This is a genomic window from Citrobacter sp. Cy070, assembly GCF_030332245.1.
In the GTDB taxonomy this organism is placed as follows: domain Bacteria; phylum Pseudomonadota; class Gammaproteobacteria; order Enterobacterales; family Enterobacteriaceae; genus Citrobacter; species Citrobacter youngae.
Window position 1 is genome coordinate 268,592 of the sequence record NZ_JAOWIG010000089.1, and the last position, 19,211, is coordinate 287,802.

Below are 19,211 nucleotides of genomic sequence, written 5' to 3' on the forward strand. Positions count from 1 at the left end.
TCTGAAGATGTCTGAACCTCGTTTCGTCCACCTGCGGGTGCACAGCGACTACTCCATGATCGATGGGCTGGCGAAAACCGGGCCGCTGGTGAAAAAGGCGGCCGCGTTGGGCATGCCTGCGCTGGCGATCACCGATTTTACCAACCTGTGTGGTCTGGTGAAGTTTTACGGAGCGGGTCATGGCGCAGGTATTAAGCCGATTGTTGGCGCAGATTTTCATGTCCGTAGCGAACTATTGGGTGATGAACTCACGCAACTGACTGTACTGGCTGCTAATAATACGGGCTACCAGAACCTGACGTTGTTGATATCAAAAGCCTATCAGCGCGGCTATGGCGCAGAAGGGCCGGTGATCGACAGAGACTGGTTGGTCGAGTTAAAAGAAGGTTTGATTTTGCTCTCCGGCGGTCGTATGGGTGACGTCGGACGCAGCCTGTTGCGTGGGAACAACGCACTGGTCGACGAGTGCGTGGCGTTTTATGAAGAGCATTTCCCTGATTGCTACTTCCTTGAGCTGATCCGTACCGGTCGACAGGATGAAGAAAATTACCTGCATGCTGCAGTAGCGCTGGCCGAAACACGCGGCCTGCCGGTGGTCGCGACCAACGATGTTCGCTTCCTTGAAACCGGTGACTTTGACGCGCATGAAATCCGCGTAGCAATCCACGACGGGTTCACCCTTGATGATCCCAAACGCCCGCGTAACTATTCGCCGCAGCAGTACATGCGCAGCGAAGATGAGATGTGCGAGCTGTTCTCCGATATTCCGGAAGCACTGCAAAACACCGTCGAGATAGCTAAACGCTGCAACGTGACGGTGCGCCTGGGTGAATACTTCCTGCCGCAGTTCCCGACTGGCGACATGACCACCGAGGATTTCCTCGTCGCGAAATCGCGTGAAGGCCTGGAAGAACGTCTGGAGTTTTTGTTCCCCGATCCTGAAGTTCGCACGCAGAAGCGCCCGCCTTATGATGAACGTCTGGAAGTTGAACTTAAAGTTATCAACCAGATGGGCTTCCCGGGTTACTTCCTGATCGTAATGGAATTTATCCAGTGGTCGAAAGATAACGGTGTACCGGTAGGCCCTGGACGTGGTTCCGGTGCAGGCTCGCTGGTGGCCTACGCGCTGAAAATTACCGATCTCGACCCGCTGGAATTTGACCTGCTGTTCGAACGTTTCCTGAACCCGGAACGTGTCTCAATGCCTGACTTCGACGTTGACTTCTGTATGGAGAAACGTGACCAGGTCATTGAACACGTGGCGGAAATGTACGGTCGTGATGCGGTTTCGCAGATTATTACCTTCGGTACGATGGCGGCAAAAGCGGTTATCCGCGACGTGGGCCGCGTACTGGGTCACCCGTATGGCTTTGTTGACCGTATTTCGAAACTGGTGCCGCCCGATCCGGGCATGACGCTGGCTAAAGCCTTTGAAGCCGAACCTCAACTGCCGGAAATCTATGAGGCAGATGAAGAGGTTAGAGCGCTTATTGATATGGCGCGCAAGCTGGAAGGTGTCACGCGTAACGCGGGTAAGCACGCCGGTGGCGTGGTTATCGCACCGACCAAAATTACCGATTTTGCGCCGCTGTACTGCGATGAGCAGGGGCTGCACCCGGTTACCCAGTTTGATAAGAACGACGTGGAATACGCCGGTCTGGTGAAATTCGACTTCCTCGGTCTGCGTACGCTCACCATCATTAACTGGGCGCTTGAGATGATCAACGCGCGCCGTGAGAAGAACGGCGAACCGCCGCTGGATATCGCTGCGATTCCGCTGGACGACAAGAAAAGCTTCGACATGCTGCAACGCTCGGAGACAACAGCCGTCTTCCAGCTTGAATCCCGCGGCATGAAAGATCTTATCAAGCGACTGCAACCTGACTGCTTCGAAGATATGATAGCCCTGGTGGCCCTGTTCCGACCGGGTCCGCTACAGTCGGGGATGGTAGATAACTTTATCGACCGTAAGCATGGCCGTGAAGAGATTTCCTACCCGGACGTACAATGGCAGCATGAGTGTCTGAAACCGGTACTGGAGCCGACCTACGGCATTATCCTGTATCAGGAACAGGTTATGCAGATTGCCCAGGAGCTGTCCGGATACACCCTTGGCGGCGCGGATATGCTGCGTCGTGCGATGGGTAAGAAAAAGCCGGAAGAGATGGCCAAGCAGCGCGGCACCTTTGAAGAAGGGGCGAAAAAGCGCGGCGTCGACGGCGAACTGGCGATGAAAATCTTTGACCTGGTGGAGAAATTCGCCGGTTACGGATTTAACAAATCGCACTCCGCTGCCTATGCGCTGGTTTCTTACCAGACGCTGTGGCTGAAGGCGCATTATCCTGCCGAGTTTATGGCGGCGGTAATGACCGCCGATATGGATAACACAGAGAAAGTCGTCGGACTGGTGGATGAATGCTGGCGCATGGGGCTCAAAATCCTGCCGCCGGATATCAACTCCGGGCTTTATCATTTTCACGTGAATGATGATGGCGAGATTGTCTACGGCATCGGCGCGATAAAAGGCGTGGGTGAAGGGCCAATTGAAGCTATTATTGAGGCGCGAAATGAAGGGGGTTACTTCCGCGAGCTGTTTGATCTCTGTGCGCGTACGGATATCAAAAAACTCAACCGCCGGGTGCTGGAAAAGCTAATCATGTCCGGGGCGTTTGACCGCCTTGGCCCGCATCGCGCGGCGTTGATGAACTCGCTCAGCGATGCCCTAAAAGCCGCCGATCAGCATGCGAAAGCCGAGGCAATTGGTCAGGCTGATATGTTTGGCGTACTGGCGGAAGAGCCGGAACAAATTGAACAGTCTTATGCCAACTGTACGCCGTGGCCGGAGCAGGTGGTATTAGACGGTGAGCGTGAAACGTTAGGTCTTTACCTGACGGGACATCCTATCAATCAGTATTTAAAAGAAATTGAGCGCTATGTTGGAGGCCACAGGCTGAAAGACATGCATCCGACAGAACGTGGTAAAGTCACCACGGCTGCGGGGCTCGTCATTGCTGCGCGGGTAATGGTCACCAAGCGCGGCAATCGTATCGGCATCTGTACACTGGATGACCGTTCCGGGCGTCTGGAAGTGATGTTATTTACCGATGCTCTGGATAAATACCAGCAATTGCTGGAAAAAGACCGCATACTTATCGTCAGCGGACAGGTCAGCTTTGATGACTTCAGCGGCGGGCTTAAAATGATGGCCCGTGAAGTCATGGATATTGACGAAGCCCGGGAAAAATATGCTCGCGGGCTTGCTATCTCGCTGACGGACAGGCAAATTGATGACCAGCTTTTAAACCGACTCCGTCAGTCTCTGGAACCCCACCGCTCGGGGACAATTCCAGTACATCTCTACTATCAGAGGGCGGATGCGCGTGCGCGTTTGCGTTTTGGCGCAACGTGGCGTGTCTCTCCGAGCGATCGTTTGCTAAACGATCTCCGTGGCCTTATTGGTTCGGAGCAGGTGGAACTGGAGTTTGACTAATACAGGAATACTATGAGTCTGAATTTCCTTGATTTTGAACAGCCGATTGCAGAGCTGGAAGCAAAAATCGATTCTCTGACTGCGGTTAGCCGTCAGGATGAGAAACTGGATATTAACATCGATGAAGAAGTGCATCGTCTGCGTGAAAAAAGCGTAGAACTGACGCGTAAAATCTTCGCCGATCTTGGCGCATGGCAGGTAGCCCAACTGGCGCGCCATCCACAGCGTCCGTACACCCTGGATTATGTCCGCCTGGCATTTGATGAATTTGATGAGCTGGCGGGCGATCGTGCCTATGCGGATGATAAAGCTATCGTCGGCGGCATCGCGCGTCTGGATGGCCGTCCGGTGATGATCATTGGTCATCAGAAAGGCCGTGAGACCAAAGAAAAAATCCGTCGTAATTTCGGCATGCCAGCGCCGGAAGGCTATCGCAAAGCGCTGCGTCTGATGGAAATGGCTGAGCGCTTCAACATGCCGATCATTACCTTCATCGACACCCCAGGGGCATACCCGGGCGTGGGCGCGGAAGAGCGTGGCCAGTCTGAAGCGATTGCGCGCAACCTGCGTGAAATGTCGCGTCTGAGCGTGCCGGTTATCTGTACCGTTATCGGTGAAGGTGGCTCCGGCGGCGCGCTGGCGATCGGCGTGGGTGATAAAGTGAATATGCTGCAGTACAGCACCTATTCCGTTATCTCTCCGGAAGGCTGCGCCTCCATTTTGTGGAAAAGCGCCGACAAAGCGCCGCTGGCCGCAGAAGCGATGGGCATCATCGCCCCGCGTCTGAAAGAGCTGAAGCTGATTGACTCTATCATCCCGGAACCGTTGGGCGGCGCCCATCGTAACCCGGAAGTGATGGCGGCATCCCTGAAAGCACAACTGCTGGCCGATCTCGCCGATCTCGACGTGTTAAGCAAAGAAGATTTGAAAAACCGTCGTTACCAGCGTCTGATGAGCTATGGTTACGCGTAAACTGCATTAATTCTGAAAAGGGCCACAACGCTGTGGCCCTTTTTTTTACCTGCAGTTTGACCAGGCTATGCTTAACTAAGGTTTTTCCAGGAGGAACGCATGAATATCATTGCCATCATGGGACCGCATGGCGTCTTTTATAAAGATGAGCCCATCAAGGAACTTGAACGTGCGCTGCAGCAGCAGGGATTTCAGATTATCTGGCCGCAGAATAGCGTCGACCTGCTGAAGTTTATCGAGCATAACCCGCGAATTTGCGGCGTCATTTTTGACTGGGATGAATACAGTCTGGATCTGTGCAGTGACATCAATCAGCTCAATGAGTATCTCCCGCTCTACGCCTTTATTAATACCCATTCGACGATGGATGTCAGCGCACACGACCTGCGCATGGCGCTGTGGTTCTTTGAGTACGCATTGGGCCAGTCTGACGATATTGCTACGCGTATTCGCCAGTACACCAATGAATATCTCGACAACATTACGCCACCTTTTACCAAAGCGCTGTTTACCTATGTGAAGGAAGGGAAGTATACCTTCTGCACGCCTGGGCACATGGCGGGAACGGCGTACCAGAAAAGTCCTGTCGGCTGCCTGTTCTATGATTTCTTTGGCGGTAATACGCTGAAAGCCGACGTGTCCATTTCGGTGACCGAGCTGGGCTCGTTGCTGGATCATACCGGTCCGCATCTGGAAGCAGAGGAATACATCGCACGCACCTTTGGTGCCGAGCAGAGCTATATGGTGACCAACGGCACCTCGACATCGAACAAGATTGTCGGCATGTATGCTGCACCTGCAGGCAGTACGCTCCTGATTGACCGCAACTGCCATAAGTCACTGGCGCATTTGCTGATGATGAGTGATGTGGTGCCAATCTGGCTGAAGCCTACGCGTAACGCGCTGGGGATCCTCGGCGGTATACCCCGTCGGGAATTTACCCACGCAAGTATTGAACGCAAAGTTGAGGAAACCAATCAGGCGCAATGGCCGGTCCACGCGGTGATCACCAACTCCACCTATGATGGCCTGTTGTATAACACCAACTGGATCAAACAAACGCTGGATGTGCCCTCCATCCATTTTGATTCAGCCTGGGTGCCGTATACCCATTTTCATCCGATCTATCAGGGGAAAAGCGGGATGAGCGGCGAACGGGTTCCGGGAAAGGTGATTTTTGAAACCCAGTCCACCCACAAGATGCTGGCGGCGTTGTCACAGGCTTCGCTGATCCACATTAAGGGCGACTATGATGAAGACACGTTCAACGAAGCCTTTATGATGCACACCTCTACGTCTCCGAGCTATCCGATAGTGGCGTCGATAGAAACGGCGGCGGCAATGCTGCGTGGCAATTCAGGCAAGCGGTTAATCAATCGTTCGGTGGAACGGGCGCTGCATTTCCGTAAAGAAGTGCAGCGGCTACGCGAAGAGTCAGATGGCTGGTTCTTTGACATCTGGCAGCCGGAAAGGGTGGATGAAGCAGAGTGCTGGCCGGTAGCGCCAGGTGAAGACTGGCACGGATTTGTCGATGCTGACGCCGACCACATGTTCCTCGACCCGGTGAAAGTGACCATTCTGACACCGGGAATGGATGAACAGGGAAATATGAGCGAAGAGGGGATCCCCGCAGCGCTGGTGGCGAAATTCCTTGATGAACGCGGCGTCGTAGTCGAGAAGACGGGACCGTATAACCTGTTGTTCCTGTTCAGCATTGGTATTGATAAAACCCGGGCGATGGGGCTGCTTCGTGGCCTGACGGAATTTAAGCGCTCATACGATCTGAATTTACGTGTGAAAAATATGCTGCCGGATCTGTATGCTGAAGATCCCGATTTCTATCGCAATATGCGTATTCAGGATCTGGCGCAGGGGATCCATCAGTTGATCCGCCAGCACGATCTCTCCGGGCTGATGCTGCGGGCATTTGATACCTTGCCGGAAATGAAAATGACGCCACACCAGGCCTGGCAGCGGCAGATCAAAGGTGAGGTCGAAACGGTAGCACTTGATCAACTGGTAGGACGCGTTTCTGCCAATATGATCCTGCCTTATCCTCCCGGTGTGCCGCTGCTGATGCCCGGGGAAATGATCACGGCCAAAAGCCGGGCTGTCCTCGATTTTCTTCTGATGCTGTGCTCGGTAGGGCAGCGCTACCCTGGATTTGAAACCGATATCCATGGCGCTAAACTGGGCGAGGATGGCCTGTATCGCGTGAGAGTCTTAAAAATGGCATAACGACTTGCCTGACCCCAAGACGTTCGAGTAACGTTCTGACAGAAAAATGAAAGAGGCGATGACGCTATGCTGGGATTAAAACAGGTTCACCATATTGCCATTATTGCGACGGACTACGCGGTGAGTAAGGCATTTTACTGCGATGTATTAGGTTTCACGTTAATGAGCGAAGCCTACCGGGAAGAGCGTGACTCCTGGAAAGGCGATCTGGCATTGAACGGCCAGTATGTGATTGAGCTTTTTTCTTTCCCGTTTCCACCTTGCCGTCCGAGCCGACCGGAAGCCTGCGGTTTGCGTCATCTGGCGTTCAGCGTGGAGAATGTGGAAAAGTCGATCGCGCATCTGGAAGCTCACCACGTGAAGTGTGAATCCGTGCGTATCGATCCGTTTACCGGCAAACGTTTCACATTTTTTAACGATCCGGACGGATTACCCCTCGAACTATACGAGCTGTAAGGCTTGTCATTGTGGCGTTAGCCCGGTAACGTGCCGGGCAATGCCATTGTAAGTAACCATCATGACGACACTCACGCTGAACACTTCGCTGCTGAATTCTCAATCGATTCTGGTCGCCTTTAGCGGCGGGCTGGATTCCACCGTATTGCTGCATCAGTTGGTGCAGTGGCGAGCGCTGCATCCTGATGTTGCTTTACGCGCAATCCACATTCATCACGGATTAAGCCCACACGCAGACAGTTGGGTACAGCACTGTGAGTCGGTATGCGCGCAGTGGCAGGTGTCGCTTGTGGTTGAGCGGGTACACCTTGAGGATGATGGTCTGGGCATCGAAGCCCAGGCGCGACGCGCGCGCTATCAGGCGTTTGCGCAGACCTTACTACCGGGCGAGGTGCTGATGACCGCACAGCATCTCGATGACCAGTGTGAAACCTTTCTGCTGGCGCTTAAGCGCGGCAGTGGTCCTGCCGGACTTTCCGCCATGGGGGAAAGCTCTCCGTTTGCCGGAACCCAGCTGATTCGACCGCTGCTGGCGCAAACGCGAGAGGCGCTTGAAGCATGGGCACGGCAGCATGAATTATGCTGGATTGAAGATGAAAGCAATCAGGATGATACCTACGATCGCAATTTCCTCAGATTGCGCGTTACCCCATTGCTCCAACAGCGCTGGCCGCACTTCGCGCAAGCCGTTGCCCGCAGCGCTGCGCTGTGCGCTGAGCAGGAGAGTTTACTGGATGAACTGCTGGCCAGCGATTTAGCCGATTGCATCACATCCCACGGAACACTGTTACTGACGCCATTAATGATGATGAGCGGCGTGCGGCGTGCCGCGCTGCTTCGTCGCTGGCTGGCGGGGTTAAATGCGCCGATGCCTTCCCGTGATGGGCTGGAACGTATCTGGCAGGAAGTGGCGCTGGCGCGGGAAGATGCGTCACCAAGTTTTCGCCTCGGGGAGTACGAGGTCCGTCGTTATCAGTCACAGCTGTGGTGGGTGAAGTCAGTCGATGGGCAAAGCGAAACTGTTATCCCGTGGTTAGAGTGGAAAACACCGTTGGCGCTGCCTGCCGGATTGGGTTCGGTTCAGTTAATCTCTGCGGGTGATTTGCGCTTGCCGCAAGCGGATGAAGTCGTCAGTATCCGTTTTAAAGCGCCAGGGGTATTGCATATTGTCGGGCGTAACGGCGGACGGAAATTAAAGAAAATCTGGCAGGAGCAGGGGATCCCACCCTGGCGACGAGATATCACACCGCTGCTGTTTTACGGCGAAACGTTGATTGCGGCTGCGGGTGTTTTCGTGACGCGTGAGGGGGCGGCGGAAGGCGAAGAAGGCGTGAGTCTGGTATGGCATGCCTGATGGTGTTGCGCTTAACAGGCCTACGTATCACATGGAAAGTAGGCCGGATAAGGCGAAAAAAGTTAAGATTCGCTGACCACCACGGTACCGATCTGCGGGTGGCTGAAGCTGGCAATTTTGTCGAGACGAAGCTCCCGGGTTTCACCTGCGACATCTGCGACCAGATACTCCACGTTTTTGCGTGAAACCAGGTCGTTCGCTTTCGCCTGCAAAACTTCGCCATCTTTTAGCGCCAGCGTCAGTAACAAATGGTGCTGGCAGGCGAGTTCAAGATTGTCGTAATCATCGCAGTTGATGGGTTGATACGTTTCATTCATTGACATAATCGCTCACCAGTAAGTTCGCGGCAGCATACGCCGCTTTTTCCCTGACCGACTCTGGAAGGGCGCTGTCTGCCGCCACTTCATTAAGCACCTTCAATACGCAACCCAGCGCATCCGGGATATACCCTAAGTCTCCGCTGGCGATTTCCGCGTACCGCTTGCGTATTAACTCACAATATTTTTCCACATGCCCTCCTGTCAGCACTCTGACTTAACCGTGGATGCAAGTCTAAGCCTACGAAGATAAACTCTGTTTAGCAAGGTGACTATACCATACTCATTCAAGCAATATCAGCGCCTTGATAGAGGAGCAGTTAGCAGCCTTTTGCCGCAGTTTTCGCTACAATGTGCGCCTGATTCGAAAGGAGTTCTCTCATGGCGCTTAAAGCGACAATTTATAAAGCCGTCGTCAACGTAGCGGATCTTGACCGCAACCAGTTCCTTGACGCGGCCTTGACGCTGGCGCGTCACCCCTCTGAAACCCAGGAGCGCATGATGTTGCGCCTGCTGGCCTGGATCAAATATGCCGATGAACGGCTGCAGTTCACGCGTGGCCTGAGTGCGGAAGACGAGCCTGAAGCATGGCTGCGTAACGACCATCTGGGTATCGATCTCTGGATTGAGCTGGGTCTGCCGGATGAGCGCCGTATTAAAAAAGCCTGTACCCAGTCTGGAGAGGTTGCCCTGTTTGCTTACAACAGCCGTGCGGCTCAGATCTGGTGGCAGCAAAATCAGAACAAGTGCGCGCAGTTTAAAAATCTGACCGTGTGGTATCTGGATGATGAACAACTGGCGCAACTGAGTGATTTTGCAGGTCGTACAATGGCGCTGCAGGCAACTATCCAGGACGGTGCTATCTGGCTGTCTGACTCTCAGAACAATCTGGAAATTCATCTGACCGCGTGGCAGCCGCGTTCATGATTGTTATCTCCCGAAACGTCTCTATCCCTGATAATGAGCTGGAAATCACGGCGATTCGGGCGCAGGGCGCGGGCGGTCAGCACGTTAACAAGACCTCGACGGCTATCCATCTGCGCTTTGACATTCGGGCCTCTGGCCTGCCAGAGTATTACAAGGAACGTCTGCTTGCCGCCAGCCATCATCTGATTAGCGGTGATGGCGTTATTATCATTAAGGCGCAGGAATACCGTAGCCAGGAACTTAATCGGGAAGCGGCTATCTCCCGGCTGGTAGCGGTGATAAAAGAATTAACCGCAGTGCAAAAAAGCCGACAGGCAACTCGCCCTACACGCGCCTCGAAAGAGCGCAGGTTGTCATCGAAGGCGCAAAAATCCACAGTGAAAGCACTGCGTGGGAGAGTTCGTCGAACGCAAGACTGACGAGCAGGAATAAAAATTTATAAGGAATTGATAGTGAAAACAGCAATATTGTCCGTAGTCGCTGCATGCACGCTTTTTTCCTTGATCGGCTGTAATAACCGTACTGAAGTTGAAGTACTACAGCCGACGCGGGCGGCAGAATTAAAACCGATGCAGCAAAGCTGGCGTGGCATCTTACCTTGCGCGGACTGTGAAGGGATTGAAACCTCTCTGTTTCTGGAAAAAGACGGTACATGGGTGATGAACGAACGTTATCAGGGCGTGCGGGATGAACCGTCTTCGTTTGCCTCTTATGGCACATGGGCGCGCACTGCCGACAAGCTGGTGCTGACTGACAGCAAAGGTGAAAAGTCGTACTACCGGGCTAAAGGCGAGGCGCTGGAAATGCTCGATCGTGAAGGTAACCCGATTGAGTCACAGTTTAACTACACGCTCCAGCCGGTTTCCGCCAGCTTACCGGTGACGCCAATGCCGATGCGAGGCATGTATTTCTATATGGCTGACGCGGCAATCTTTACCGACTGCGCAACGGGTAAACGGATGCCGGTGGCGAATAACGCTCAGCTTGAACGTGACTATTTAGCTGCGCGTGCGGAAAACGGACAGTCCGTATTGCTGACGCTTGAGGCGCATTTCACGCTGGAGTCAAACCCGGATACGGGTGAGAAAGTGAAAACGTTGATGGCGGATAAAGACGCGAAATTTATCCCCGGTAAAGCGTGTAATTAATCGATAGAAAAAAGGCCCTGATAATCAGGGCCTTGTGCCGGTATTAGCCTTTAATGGCTTTGACCAGGAAGTCGACGATGTCGCCGGTTTTAATCAGCTCTTTCTCGCCGTTACGACGGTATTTGTATTCGATATCGTCGTTGTCGAGGTTACGGTCGCCCAGCACGATAGTGTGCGGAATACCGATCAGTTCCATATCGGCAAACATCACGCCCGGACGCTCTTTACGGTCGTCCATCAGCACTTCAATGCCCTGAGCGCGCAGCTCAGCGTACAGTTTTTCAGCCAGCTCCTGCACGCGGTAGGACTTGTGCATGTTCATCGGCAAAATCGCGACCTGGAACGGGGCAATGGCGTCTGGCCATACGATGCCGCGATCGTCATAGTTCTGTTCGATAGCAGCAGCAACCACGCGAGTGACCCCGATACCGTAGCAACCCATGGTCAGGATCTGGTTACGACCATCTTCGCCCTGTACGGCGGCTTTCATCGCTTCAGAGTACTTGGTACCCAACTGGAAGATGTGGCCGACTTCGATACCGCGTTTGATCATCAGCGTACCTTTGCCGTCCGGGCTCGGGTCGCCGGCGACCACGTTACGGATGTCTGCAACTTCCGGGGTAACTACATCGCGGTCCCAGTTGATACCGAAATAGTGTTTACCGTCGATGTTGGCACCGGCAGCGAAATCGCTCATCACTGCAACGGTACGGTCGATAACCACCGGAATTGGCATATTCACCGGACCGAGCGAGCCAGGGCCTGCTTTTACCAGCGCACGAATTTCTTCTTCGGTGGCAAAGGTCAGCGGGCTGGCAACCTGCGGCAGTTTTTCCGCTTTGACTTCGTTCAGCTCGTGATCGCCACGAACCAGCAGGGCGACCAGCGGGTAGCTGCTGCCTTCAACCGCTTTCACCAGCAGGGTTTTCACGGTTTTTTCAATTGGCAGATTAAACTGCTCAACCAGTTCCGCGATAGTTTTCGCATTCGGTGTGTCAACCAGCGTCATTTCCTGAGTGGCGGCTGCGCGGGGTTCTTTCGGCGCAACGGCTTCAGCAAATTCGATGTTGGCAGCAAAATCGGAGCTGTCGGAGAATACAACGTCATCTTCGCCGCTCTGTGCCAGTACCTGGAATTCGTGAGAGGCGCTGCCGCCAATAGATCCGGTATCAGCCTGTACTGCGCGGAAATCCAGGCCCATACGGCTAAAGATTTTGCTGTACGCGGCATACATCGCGTCGTAAGTTTCCTGCAGAGATTCCTGAGAAGTATGGAAAGAGTACGCATCTTTCATCAGGAATTCGCGGGAACGCATCACGCCGAATCGTGGGCGAACTTCGTCACGGAATTTCGTCTGGATCTGATAGAAGTTCAGCGGCAGCTGTTTGTAAGAGCTCAGCTCATTACGGATCAGGTCGGTGATGACTTCTTCATGCGTTGGGCCGAGTACGAATGAACGATCGCCACGGTCTGCGATACGCAGCAGTTCCGGGCCGTACTGTTCCCAACGACCGCTCTCTTCCCACAGTTCAGAAGGCTGAACGACCGGCATCAACACCTCGATCGCACCGGCGTTGTTCATTTCTTCACGCACGATGTTTTCGACTTTTTTCAGGACGCGCACGCCGGTCGGCAGCCAGGTGTATAACCCGGAGGCCAGCTTGCGGATCATCCCGGCGCGCAGCATCAGCTGGTGGCTGATGACTTCGGCGTCGGCAGGTGTCTCCTTCAGAGTGGAGAGCAGATATTGGCTAGTACGCATGTTGTTACGGTTCCAGTTGAACGATCGAACAGGCTGGATGCCAGCCTGACACAAAAAAAGTGGTTTAGTTTACCAGCGAGAAAGGGATGTCAAAAGAGAAGGGCACGAAATTAGCGGGGTTCAAGCGCAAAGACTTCAAAACCTTCTTCCGTTACGCGCCAGCGCACGTTGAAATCGTGTAGCCAGACGGCATATGTTTTGCCTGTCTCTTCACCCTTACGATACGCAGGACGTGGGTCCTGTGCCAGTACTTCGCCGATAAATGTTTTCAGCAATGGATAACGTTTTTCCAGCGTCAGGAGCTGTTGTTCAACCTCTGTAGTGAAACTTACCGCCATTTCGGCAACCGGCGCATGCTGCGCGTAGCTGGCAGTGGCGTCAGGCAGTGCTTCTGCAAATGGCAGATAAGGTTTGATGTCGACCACCGGCGTTCCGTCGACCAGGTCCAGACTACCCAGTTTCAGAATGACGCTCTCTTTGTGGCAGACAATTTCTTTTAACTCAACCAGCGACATACCGACAGGGTTAGGACGAAAGGTCGAACGCGTGGCAAAGACGCCCATTCTGGCGTTACCGCCCAGACGGGGTGGGCGCACGGTTGGACGCCATCCACCTTCCATTGTCTGATGAAAAACAAAAATCACCCACAAATGGCTGAATGCTTCCAGGCCGCGAACGGCATCGGCCTGGTTATAAGGTGCGAGCAAATGCAGTTCACCGCAGGCGCTTTTCACCAGACCTGGCTGGCGCGGCACAGCGAACTTTTCTTTATAAGGAGAGCGGATAACGCCTATTTGCTCGAACTGAAAATGACTCATTTAGACGAAATGTTCAGAGCAGAACCGATGCAAACTGCCTGACGATAGCAGCCCGGCGTCCCGCTGGTTACTTCGCAGCTGTGCAGCAATACCGCATTTGCTTTCATTTTAGAGGCGTTAATCTGCATGCGTTTGCGTGCGGTTGGAATGCTCGGCGGGGAATCCTGGTTGGATGCCTGGCAGGATTCGCCGCTGACTTCGCCGAGATCGCGGAACGGTTTGCCCACTAAATCTTCAGCGTTAGTGATGATTCTTACCGGCGTCGCGCGCGGTGCTTTTGGTTTTTCCGGCTCCGCTTTTGGCGGGGTAGCGGTGCTTTGAACGGGTTCAACAGGGGATCTGCTTAACATAGAACAGCCGCTCAGCATGAGTGCTACTAAACAGATCGGTAAAGCACGCATAATATTTCCTCAATGAATGATCTAAACGTCAGATATTGAATCAGGTGCTTGCATAAATGACAAGACGGGCAAGCGCCCGTCCTGATGATATTACAGATTGTGAAAACAGCCTAAAATTACCAGCCTTTAACAGCACCGCCGTTGAAGACTTTGTTTGCCGCTTCGTAAACTTCGTCTGACTGGTATGCTTCAACGAATTTCTTCACGTTCTCAGCATCTTTATTGTCTTCACGCGTCACGATCAGGTTTACGTACGGAGAATCTTTATCTTCAACAAAGATACCGTCTTTTGCTGGCGTCAGGCCGATCTGGCTGGCATAGGTGGTGTTGATGACTGCCAGCGCGATTTGCGCGTCATCCAGTGAGCGTGGCAACTGCGGCGCTTCCAGTTCAACCAGCTTCAGGTTTTTCGGGTTTTCAATCACGTCCAGCGCGGTCGGCAGAAGGCCAACGCCATCTTTCAGTTTAATCAAACCGACTTTCTGCAGCAGTAGCAGGGAACGGCCGAGGTTAGTCGGGTCGTTTGGAATAGCGACCTGAGAGCCATCCTGCAGTTCATCCAGTGATTTGATTTTTTTGGAGTAACCTGCAATCGGATAAACAAAGGTATTACCTACGGCAACCAGTTTGTAACCACGATCTTTGATCTGCTGATCCAGGTACGGTTTGTGCTGGAAGGCATTAGCATCGATATCGCCTTTGCTCAGCGCTTCGTTAGGCAGAACGTAATCGTTAAACGTGACCAGCTCAACGTCCAGACCGTATTTTTCTTTAGCCACTTTCTGGGCGACTTCAGCAACCTGCTGCTCTGCGCCAACGATAACACCCACTTTGATGTGGTTAGGATCTTTTTCATCCTGGCCACAACCCACAAGTGCCAGAGAACCGATTAGGGCTCCAACTGCCGCAAAGGTTTTGAATTTGAACGCCATGCTTATTTCCTTTTCTTAATGAGTTTTTAGTGTTGTGTGTAACGTTATTTGTGCGTGACTACCCGGACGATGCGATCGCCAGATAACTGAATTAAATAAACCAGAACGACGAGCAATACCAGTACTGTATTCATTACGGTAGCGTTATACCCAATGTAGCCATACTGATAGCCAATCTGGCCAAGACCACCGGCACCGACAGCACCGCCCATCGCCGAGTAACCAACCAGCGTGATGAGGGTGATGGTGGCCGCATTGACCAGCCCTGGCAGCGCTTCTGGCAGTAATACCTTACGAACAATCTGCAGCGGTGTAGCGCCCATCGCACGTGAGGCTTCAATCAGCCCGGTCGGGATTTCCAGCAGGGCGTTTTCCACCATACGAGCAATAAATGGCGCGGCGCCGACGGTCAGCGGGACGATAGCGGCCTGCAGTCCGATAGAGGTGCCTACGATCATGCGGGTGAACGGAATCATCCACACCAATAAGATGATGAACGGGATGGAACGGAAAATGTTCACCAGTGCAGAGAGCGTACGGTAGAGCTTCGCATTCTCAATGATTTGCCCCGGGCGCGTGACGTACAACAGCACGCCAACCGGCAGACCAATCACAAAACCAAAAAAACCGGACACAAAGGTCATTGCCAGCGTTTCCCATACGCCGCGAACCAGCAGCCACATCATCGGCTCAGACATAACCCAGTACCTCTACTTTTACGTGGTGTTCCTGCAACCAGCTAATGGCTGCTTGTGTATCTTCCTGTGTGCCGTGCATTTCAGTCAGCATGATGCCGAACTTCACGCCGCCGGCGTAATCCATCTGCGCGCTAATAATGTTGTTATTCACGTTAAAGCGGCGAGCCGTCTCAGAGAGTAATGGCGCATCAACGGAATGGCCGGTGAATTCCATACGCAACATCGGCACGCTGTCGGCTTGCGGCTCTGCTTTTAACCGTTCCAGATAATCTTCCGGGATATCCAGGTGCAGCGTGGACTGAATAAATTTCTGTGCCAGTGGTGTTTTCGGGTGTGAGAACACTTCGCTGACGGTGTCCTGCTCAATCAGTTCGCCATTACTGATGACCGCGACGCAGTCACAAATGCGTTTTACAACGTCCATCTCATGGGTAATCAGCAGAATGGTGAGACCCAGGCGACGGTTAATGTCTTTCAACAATTCCAGAATCGAGCGGGTTGTTGCTGGGTCAAGGGCGCTGGTGGCTTCATCGCACAGCAGTACTTTGGGATTACTTGCCAGCGCACGGGCGATCGCCACACGCTGTTTTTGTCCACCGGAAAGGTTGGCCGGGTAGCTGTCGTGCTTGTCGCCAAGACCGACTAAATCCAGCAGCTCTGTTACACGGCGTTTAATCTCTTCTTTTGGTGTGTTATCCAGTTCCAGCGGCAGCGCAACGTTGCCAAACACGGTGCGGGAAGAGAGCAGGTTAAAGTGCTGGAAAATCATGCCAATTTGACGGCGCGCTTTAGTCAGCCCGGATTCAGATAGCGTCGTCAGCTCCTGGTCGCCGACCTGAACACTGCCTTCGGTGGGGCGCTCGAGCAGGTTTACGCAGCGGATGAGCGTACTTTTACCGGCACCGGAGGCGCCAATAACGCCATAAATCTGCCCGGCAGGAACATGCAGGCTGACATTGTTTAGCGCCTGAATGGTGCGAGTCCCCTGCTGGAACACTTTGGTGATATTCGAAAGTTTAATCATTGGTTATTTATTATCGTAATTAAGTTAGCCGTGGCATTTTCGTCTGTCTGGGACGGTCGACGCCGTCAACAAGATGGATGTTAAGGCATCCAGACGTCTAAATCAATCTAGCTTTGCACGATGAGCACTTTCTTGCCCGCCGAAACATGCGATACTAGAGCCACATGCCTTATTCAGGAGCTATAAAAGGTGGCAAAATCTGTACCCGCAATTTTTCTCGACCGTGACGGCACTATTAATGTGGACCACGGTTACGTCCATGAGATCGACGAATTCGAATTTATCGACGGCGTTATTGATGCCATGCGTGAACTTAAAAAGATGGGTTATGCGCTCATTATTGTGACGAACCAGTCTGGTATCGCGCGTGGTAAATTTACTGAGGCGCAGTTTGAAACGTTGACCGAATGGATGGACTGGTCGCTGGCCGATCGAGATGTTGAGCTGGATGGCATCTACTACTGCCCGCATCACCCACAGGGTACCGTGGAAGAGTATCGTCAGGTCTGCGACTGTCGTAAACCGCATCCTGGCATGTTTATCTCCGCCCGAGACTTCTTGCACATCGATATGGCCGCTTCTTATATGGTGGGCGATAAAATAGAAGATATGCAGGCGGCGACAGCTGCAAATGTAGGAACGAAGGTATTAGTGCGCACTGGCAAGCCAGTCACTCCGGAAGCAGAAAATGCGGCAGATTTAGTGCTAAATAGTCTGGCGGACCTGCCAATGGCGATAAAAAAGCAGCAAAAGTAAGCGTTATGGATAAAAGGTGAGCGGTTGAAACAAAAATGCATTTTTCCGCTTGTCTTCCTGAGTCGACTCCCTATAATGCGCCTCCATCGACACGGCGGATGTGAATCACTTCACACAAACAGCCGGGTCGGTTGAAGAGAAAAACCTGAAAATGAGGGTTGACTCTGAAAGAGGAAAGCGTAATATACGCCACCTCGCGACAGAGCGCTAAAGCGCGTCGCAACTGCTCTTTAACAATTTATCAGACAATCTGTGTGGGCACTCGAAGATACGGATTCTTAACGTCGCAAGACGAAAAATGAATACCAAGTCTCTGAGTGAACATACGTAATTCATTACGAAGTTTAATTCACGAGCATCAAACTTAAATTGAAGAGTTTGATCATGGCTCAGATTGAACGCTGGCGGCAGGCCTAACACATGCAAGTCGAACGGTAGCACAGAGGAGCTTGCTCCTTGGGTGACGAGTGGCGGACGGGTGAGTAATGTCTGGGAAACTGCCCGATGGAGGGGGATAACTACTGGAAACGGTAGCTAATACCGCATAACGTCGCAAGACCAAAGAGGGGGACCTTCGGGCCTCTTGCCATCGGATGTGCCCAGATGGGATTAGCTAGTAGGTGGGGTAACGGCTCACCTAGGCGACGATCCCTAGCTGGTCTGAGAGGATGACCAGCCACACTGGAACTGAGACACGGTCCAGACTCCTACGGGAGGCAGCAGTGGGGAATATTGCACAATGGGCGCAAGCCTGATGCAGCCATGCCGCGTGTATGAAGAAGGCCTTCGGGTTGTAAAGTACTTTCAGCGAGGAGGAAGGCATTAAGGTTAATAACCTTAGTGATTGACGTTACTCGCAGAAGAAGCACCGGCTAACTCCGTGCCAGCAGCCGCGGTAATACGGAGGGTGCAAGCGTTAATCGGAATTACTGGGCGTAAAGCGCACGCAGGCGGTCTGTCAAGTCGGATGTGAAATCCCCGGGCTCAACCTGGGAACTGCATCCGAAACTGGCAGGCTAGAGTCTTGTAGAGGGGGGTAGAATTCCAGGTGTAGCGGTGAAATGCGTAGAGATCTGGAGGAATACCGGTGGCGAAGGCGGCCCCCTGGACAAAGACTGACGCTCAGGTGCGAAAGCGTGGGGAGCAAACAGGATTAGATACCCTGGTAGTCCACGCCGTAAACGATGTCGACTTGGAGGTTGTGCCCTTGAGGCGTGGCTTCCGGAGCTAACGCGTTAAGTCGACCGCCTGGGGAGTACGGCCGCAAGGTTAAAACTCAAATGAATTGACGGGGGCCCGCACAAGCGGTGGAGCATGTGGTTTAATTCGATGCAACGCGAAGAACCTTACCTACTCTTGACATCCACGGAACTTGCCAGAGATGGCTTGGTGCCTTCGGGAACCGTGAGACAGGTGCTGCATGGCTGTCGTCAGCTCGTGTTGTGAAATGTTGGGTTAAGTCCCGCAACGAGCGCAACCCTTATCCTTTGTTGCCAGCGATTCGGTCGGGAACTCAAAGGAGACTGCCAGTGATAAACTGGAGGAAGGTGGGGATGACGTCAAGTCATCATGGCCCTTACGAGTAGGGCTACACACGTGCTACAATGGCGCATACAAAGAGAAGCGACCTCGCGAGAGCAAGCGGACCTCATAAAGTGCGTCGTAGTCCGGATTGGAGTCTGCAACTCGACTCCATGAAGTCGGAATCGCTAGTAATCGTGGATCAGAATGCCACGGTGAATACGTTCCCGGGCCTTGTACACACCGCCCGTCACACCATGGGAGTGGGTTGCAAAAGAAGTAGGTAGCTTAACCTTCGGGAGGGCGCTTACCACTTTGTGATTCATGACTGGGGTGAAGTCGTAACAAGGTAACCGTAGGGGAACCTGCGGTTGGATCACCTCCTTACCTTAAAGAA

17 protein-coding genes and 1 rRNA gene are annotated in these 19,211 nt (G+C 53.1%); 10 read left to right on the forward strand and 8 right to left on the reverse strand.

Going from position 1 to position 19,211, the window contains the following annotated elements:
* The first annotated feature begins 7 nt into the window (after positions 1-7).
* From dnaE to tilS, 5 genes are all read left to right on the forward strand, one after another.
* A complete protein-coding gene (gene dnaE, locus OGY19_RS21070; RefSeq protein WP_115600947.1) occupies positions 8-3,490 on the forward strand; it encodes a DNA polymerase III subunit alpha in 3,483 nt (1,160 codons plus the stop codon).
* Between the two features lie 12 nt (positions 3,491-3,502).
* Positions 3,503-4,462 (forward strand): acetyl-CoA carboxylase carboxyl transferase subunit alpha, encoded by a 960-nt coding sequence (gene accA, locus OGY19_RS21075; protein ID WP_061067282.1) that lies wholly within the window; start codon positions 3,503-3,505, stop codon positions 4,460-4,462.
* A gap of 99 nt (positions 4,463-4,561) precedes the next feature.
* Positions 4,562-6,700, forward strand: coding sequence for a lysine decarboxylase LdcC (ldcC, locus tag OGY19_RS21080; RefSeq protein WP_115643867.1), 2,139 nt, complete (start codon positions 4,562-4,564; stop codon positions 6,698-6,700).
* A 66-nt stretch (positions 6,701-6,766) separates the two neighbouring features.
* Entirely contained in the window at positions 6,767-7,156 is a 390-nt protein-coding gene (locus tag OGY19_RS21085; protein WP_115600945.1) for a VOC family protein, read from the forward strand.
* 61 nt (positions 7,157-7,217) lie between these two features.
* Positions 7,218-8,510, forward strand: a complete 1,293-nt coding sequence (gene tilS, locus OGY19_RS21090) for a tRNA lysidine(34) synthetase TilS (RefSeq protein WP_115600944.1) — start codon at positions 7,218-7,220, stop codon at positions 8,508-8,510.
* Between the two features lie 62 nt (positions 8,511-8,572).
* On the opposite strand, the gene rof is transcribed toward tilS, so the two are convergent.
* Both rof and OGY19_RS21100 read right to left on the reverse strand, forming a co-directional pair.
* Positions 8,573-8,833 (reverse strand): Rho-binding antiterminator, encoded by a 261-nt coding sequence (rof, locus tag OGY19_RS21095; protein ID WP_003018503.1) that lies wholly within the window; start codon positions 8,831-8,833, stop codon positions 8,573-8,575.
* Positions 8,820-9,020 (reverse strand): YaeP family protein, encoded by a 201-nt coding sequence (locus tag OGY19_RS21100; protein ID WP_003018499.1) that lies wholly within the window; start codon positions 9,018-9,020, stop codon positions 8,820-8,822. The genes rof and OGY19_RS21100 overlap by 14 nt, the downstream gene beginning before the upstream one ends.
* Positions 9,021-9,208: 188 nt before the next feature.
* Between OGY19_RS21100 and OGY19_RS21105 the strand changes: the two genes are divergently transcribed.
* The 3 genes from OGY19_RS21105 to nlpE are packed head-to-tail and all read left to right on the forward strand — an operon-like array spanning position 9,209 to position 10,902.
* Positions 9,209-9,754 (forward strand): YaeQ family protein, encoded by a 546-nt coding sequence (locus tag OGY19_RS21105; RefSeq protein ID WP_003018497.1) that lies wholly within the window; start codon positions 9,209-9,211, stop codon positions 9,752-9,754.
* Positions 9,751-10,173, forward strand: coding sequence for an alternative ribosome rescue aminoacyl-tRNA hydrolase ArfB (gene arfB / locus OGY19_RS21110; protein ID WP_003018489.1), 423 nt, complete (start codon positions 9,751-9,753; stop codon positions 10,171-10,173). The genes OGY19_RS21105 and arfB overlap by 4 nt, the downstream gene beginning before the upstream one ends.
* A gap of 30 nt (positions 10,174-10,203) precedes the next feature.
* Positions 10,204-10,902 (forward strand): envelope stress response activation lipoprotein NlpE, encoded by a 699-nt coding sequence (gene nlpE / locus OGY19_RS21115; RefSeq protein ID WP_085951559.1) that lies wholly within the window; start codon positions 10,204-10,206, stop codon positions 10,900-10,902.
* 43 nt (positions 10,903-10,945) lie between these two features.
* On the opposite strand, the gene proS is transcribed toward nlpE, so the two are convergent.
* From proS to metN, 6 genes are all read right to left on the reverse strand, one after another.
* A complete protein-coding gene (proS, locus tag OGY19_RS21120) occupies positions 10,946-12,664 on the reverse strand; it encodes a proline--tRNA ligase (RefSeq protein WP_115600943.1) in 1,719 nt (572 codons plus the stop codon).
* 110 nt (positions 12,665-12,774) lie between these two features.
* Positions 12,775-13,482 (reverse strand): tRNA (N6-threonylcarbamoyladenosine(37)-N6)-methyltransferase TrmO, encoded by a 708-nt coding sequence (gene tsaA / locus OGY19_RS21125; protein ID WP_115600942.1) that lies wholly within the window; start codon positions 13,480-13,482, stop codon positions 12,775-12,777.
* Positions 13,479-13,883, reverse strand: coding sequence for an envelope stress sensor lipoprotein RcsF (gene rcsF, locus OGY19_RS21130; protein ID WP_040230040.1), 405 nt, complete (start codon positions 13,881-13,883; stop codon positions 13,479-13,481). Before rcsF ends, tsaA begins: the two co-directional genes overlap by 4 nt.
* A 116-nt stretch (positions 13,884-13,999) precedes the next feature.
* Positions 14,000-14,815, reverse strand: coding sequence for a methionine ABC transporter substrate-binding lipoprotein MetQ (gene metQ / locus OGY19_RS21135; protein WP_003829145.1), 816 nt, complete (start codon positions 14,813-14,815; stop codon positions 14,000-14,002).
* Positions 14,816-14,859: 44 nt separating this feature from the next.
* Positions 14,860-15,513, reverse strand: a complete 654-nt coding sequence (locus tag OGY19_RS21140) for a methionine ABC transporter permease MetI (RefSeq protein ID WP_006686810.1) — start codon at positions 15,511-15,513, stop codon at positions 14,860-14,862.
* The gene (metN, locus tag OGY19_RS21145; protein WP_115600941.1) at positions 15,506-16,537 is read right to left on the reverse strand and encodes a methionine ABC transporter ATP-binding protein MetN; all 1,032 of its coding nucleotides are present in this window, start codon (positions 16,535-16,537) and stop codon (positions 15,506-15,508) included. The genes OGY19_RS21140 and metN overlap by 8 nt, the downstream gene beginning before the upstream one ends.
* Positions 16,538-16,726: 189 nt before the next feature.
* Between metN and gmhB the strand changes: the two genes are divergently transcribed.
* On the forward strand, positions 16,727-17,293 hold the full coding sequence (gene gmhB, locus OGY19_RS21150) for a D-glycero-beta-D-manno-heptose 1,7-bisphosphate 7-phosphatase (RefSeq protein WP_115600940.1): 567 nt from the start codon (positions 16,727-16,729) through the stop codon (positions 17,291-17,293).
* Between the two features lie 366 nt (positions 17,294-17,659).
* Positions 17,660-19,201: ribosomal RNA gene (locus tag OGY19_RS21155) — 16S ribosomal RNA — on the forward strand.
* The last annotated feature ends 10 nt before the right edge of the window (positions 19,202-19,211 follow it).

What these genes read in the sequence shown, in the direction of transcription:
- dnaE (WP_115600947.1), top strand. Translation starts at nt 8, where the DNA reads ATGTCTGAACCTCGTTTCGTCCACCTGCGGGTGCACAGCGACTACTCC.
- accA (WP_061067282.1), top strand. Translation starts at nt 3,503, where the DNA reads ATGAGTCTGAATTTCCTTGATTTTGAACAGCCGATTGCAGAGCTGGAA.
- ldcC (WP_115643867.1), top strand. Translation starts at nt 4,562, where the DNA reads ATGAATATCATTGCCATCATGGGACCGCATGGCGTCTTTTATAAAGAT.
- OGY19_RS21085 (WP_115600945.1), top strand. Translation starts at nt 6,767, where the DNA reads ATGCTGGGATTAAAACAGGTTCACCATATTGCCATTATTGCGACGGAC.
- tilS (WP_115600944.1), top strand. Translation starts at nt 7,218, where the DNA reads ATGACGACACTCACGCTGAACACTTCGCTGCTGAATTCTCAATCGATT.
- rof (WP_003018503.1), bottom strand. Translation starts at nt 8,833, where the DNA reads ATGTCAATGAATGAAACGTATCAACCCATCAACTGCGATGATTACGAC.
- OGY19_RS21105 (WP_003018497.1), top strand. Translation starts at nt 9,209, where the DNA reads ATGGCGCTTAAAGCGACAATTTATAAAGCCGTCGTCAACGTAGCGGAT.
- arfB (WP_003018489.1), top strand. Translation starts at nt 9,751, where the DNA reads ATGATTGTTATCTCCCGAAACGTCTCTATCCCTGATAATGAGCTGGAA.
- proS (WP_115600943.1), bottom strand. Translation starts at nt 12,664, where the DNA reads ATGCGTACTAGCCAATATCTGCTCTCCACTCTGAAGGAGACACCTGCC.
- tsaA (WP_115600942.1), bottom strand. Translation starts at nt 13,482, where the DNA reads ATGAGTCATTTTCAGTTCGAGCAAATAGGCGTTATCCGCTCTCCTTAT.
- rcsF (WP_040230040.1), bottom strand. Translation starts at nt 13,883, where the DNA reads ATGCGTGCTTTACCGATCTGTTTAGTAGCACTCATGCTGAGCGGCTGT.
- metQ (WP_003829145.1), bottom strand. Translation starts at nt 14,815, where the DNA reads ATGGCGTTCAAATTCAAAACCTTTGCGGCAGTTGGAGCCCTAATCGGT.
- OGY19_RS21140 (WP_006686810.1), bottom strand. Translation starts at nt 15,513, where the DNA reads ATGTCTGAGCCGATGATGTGGCTGCTGGTTCGCGGCGTATGGGAAACG.
- metN (WP_115600941.1), bottom strand. Translation starts at nt 16,537, where the DNA reads ATGATTAAACTTTCGAATATCACCAAAGTGTTCCAGCAGGGGACTCGC.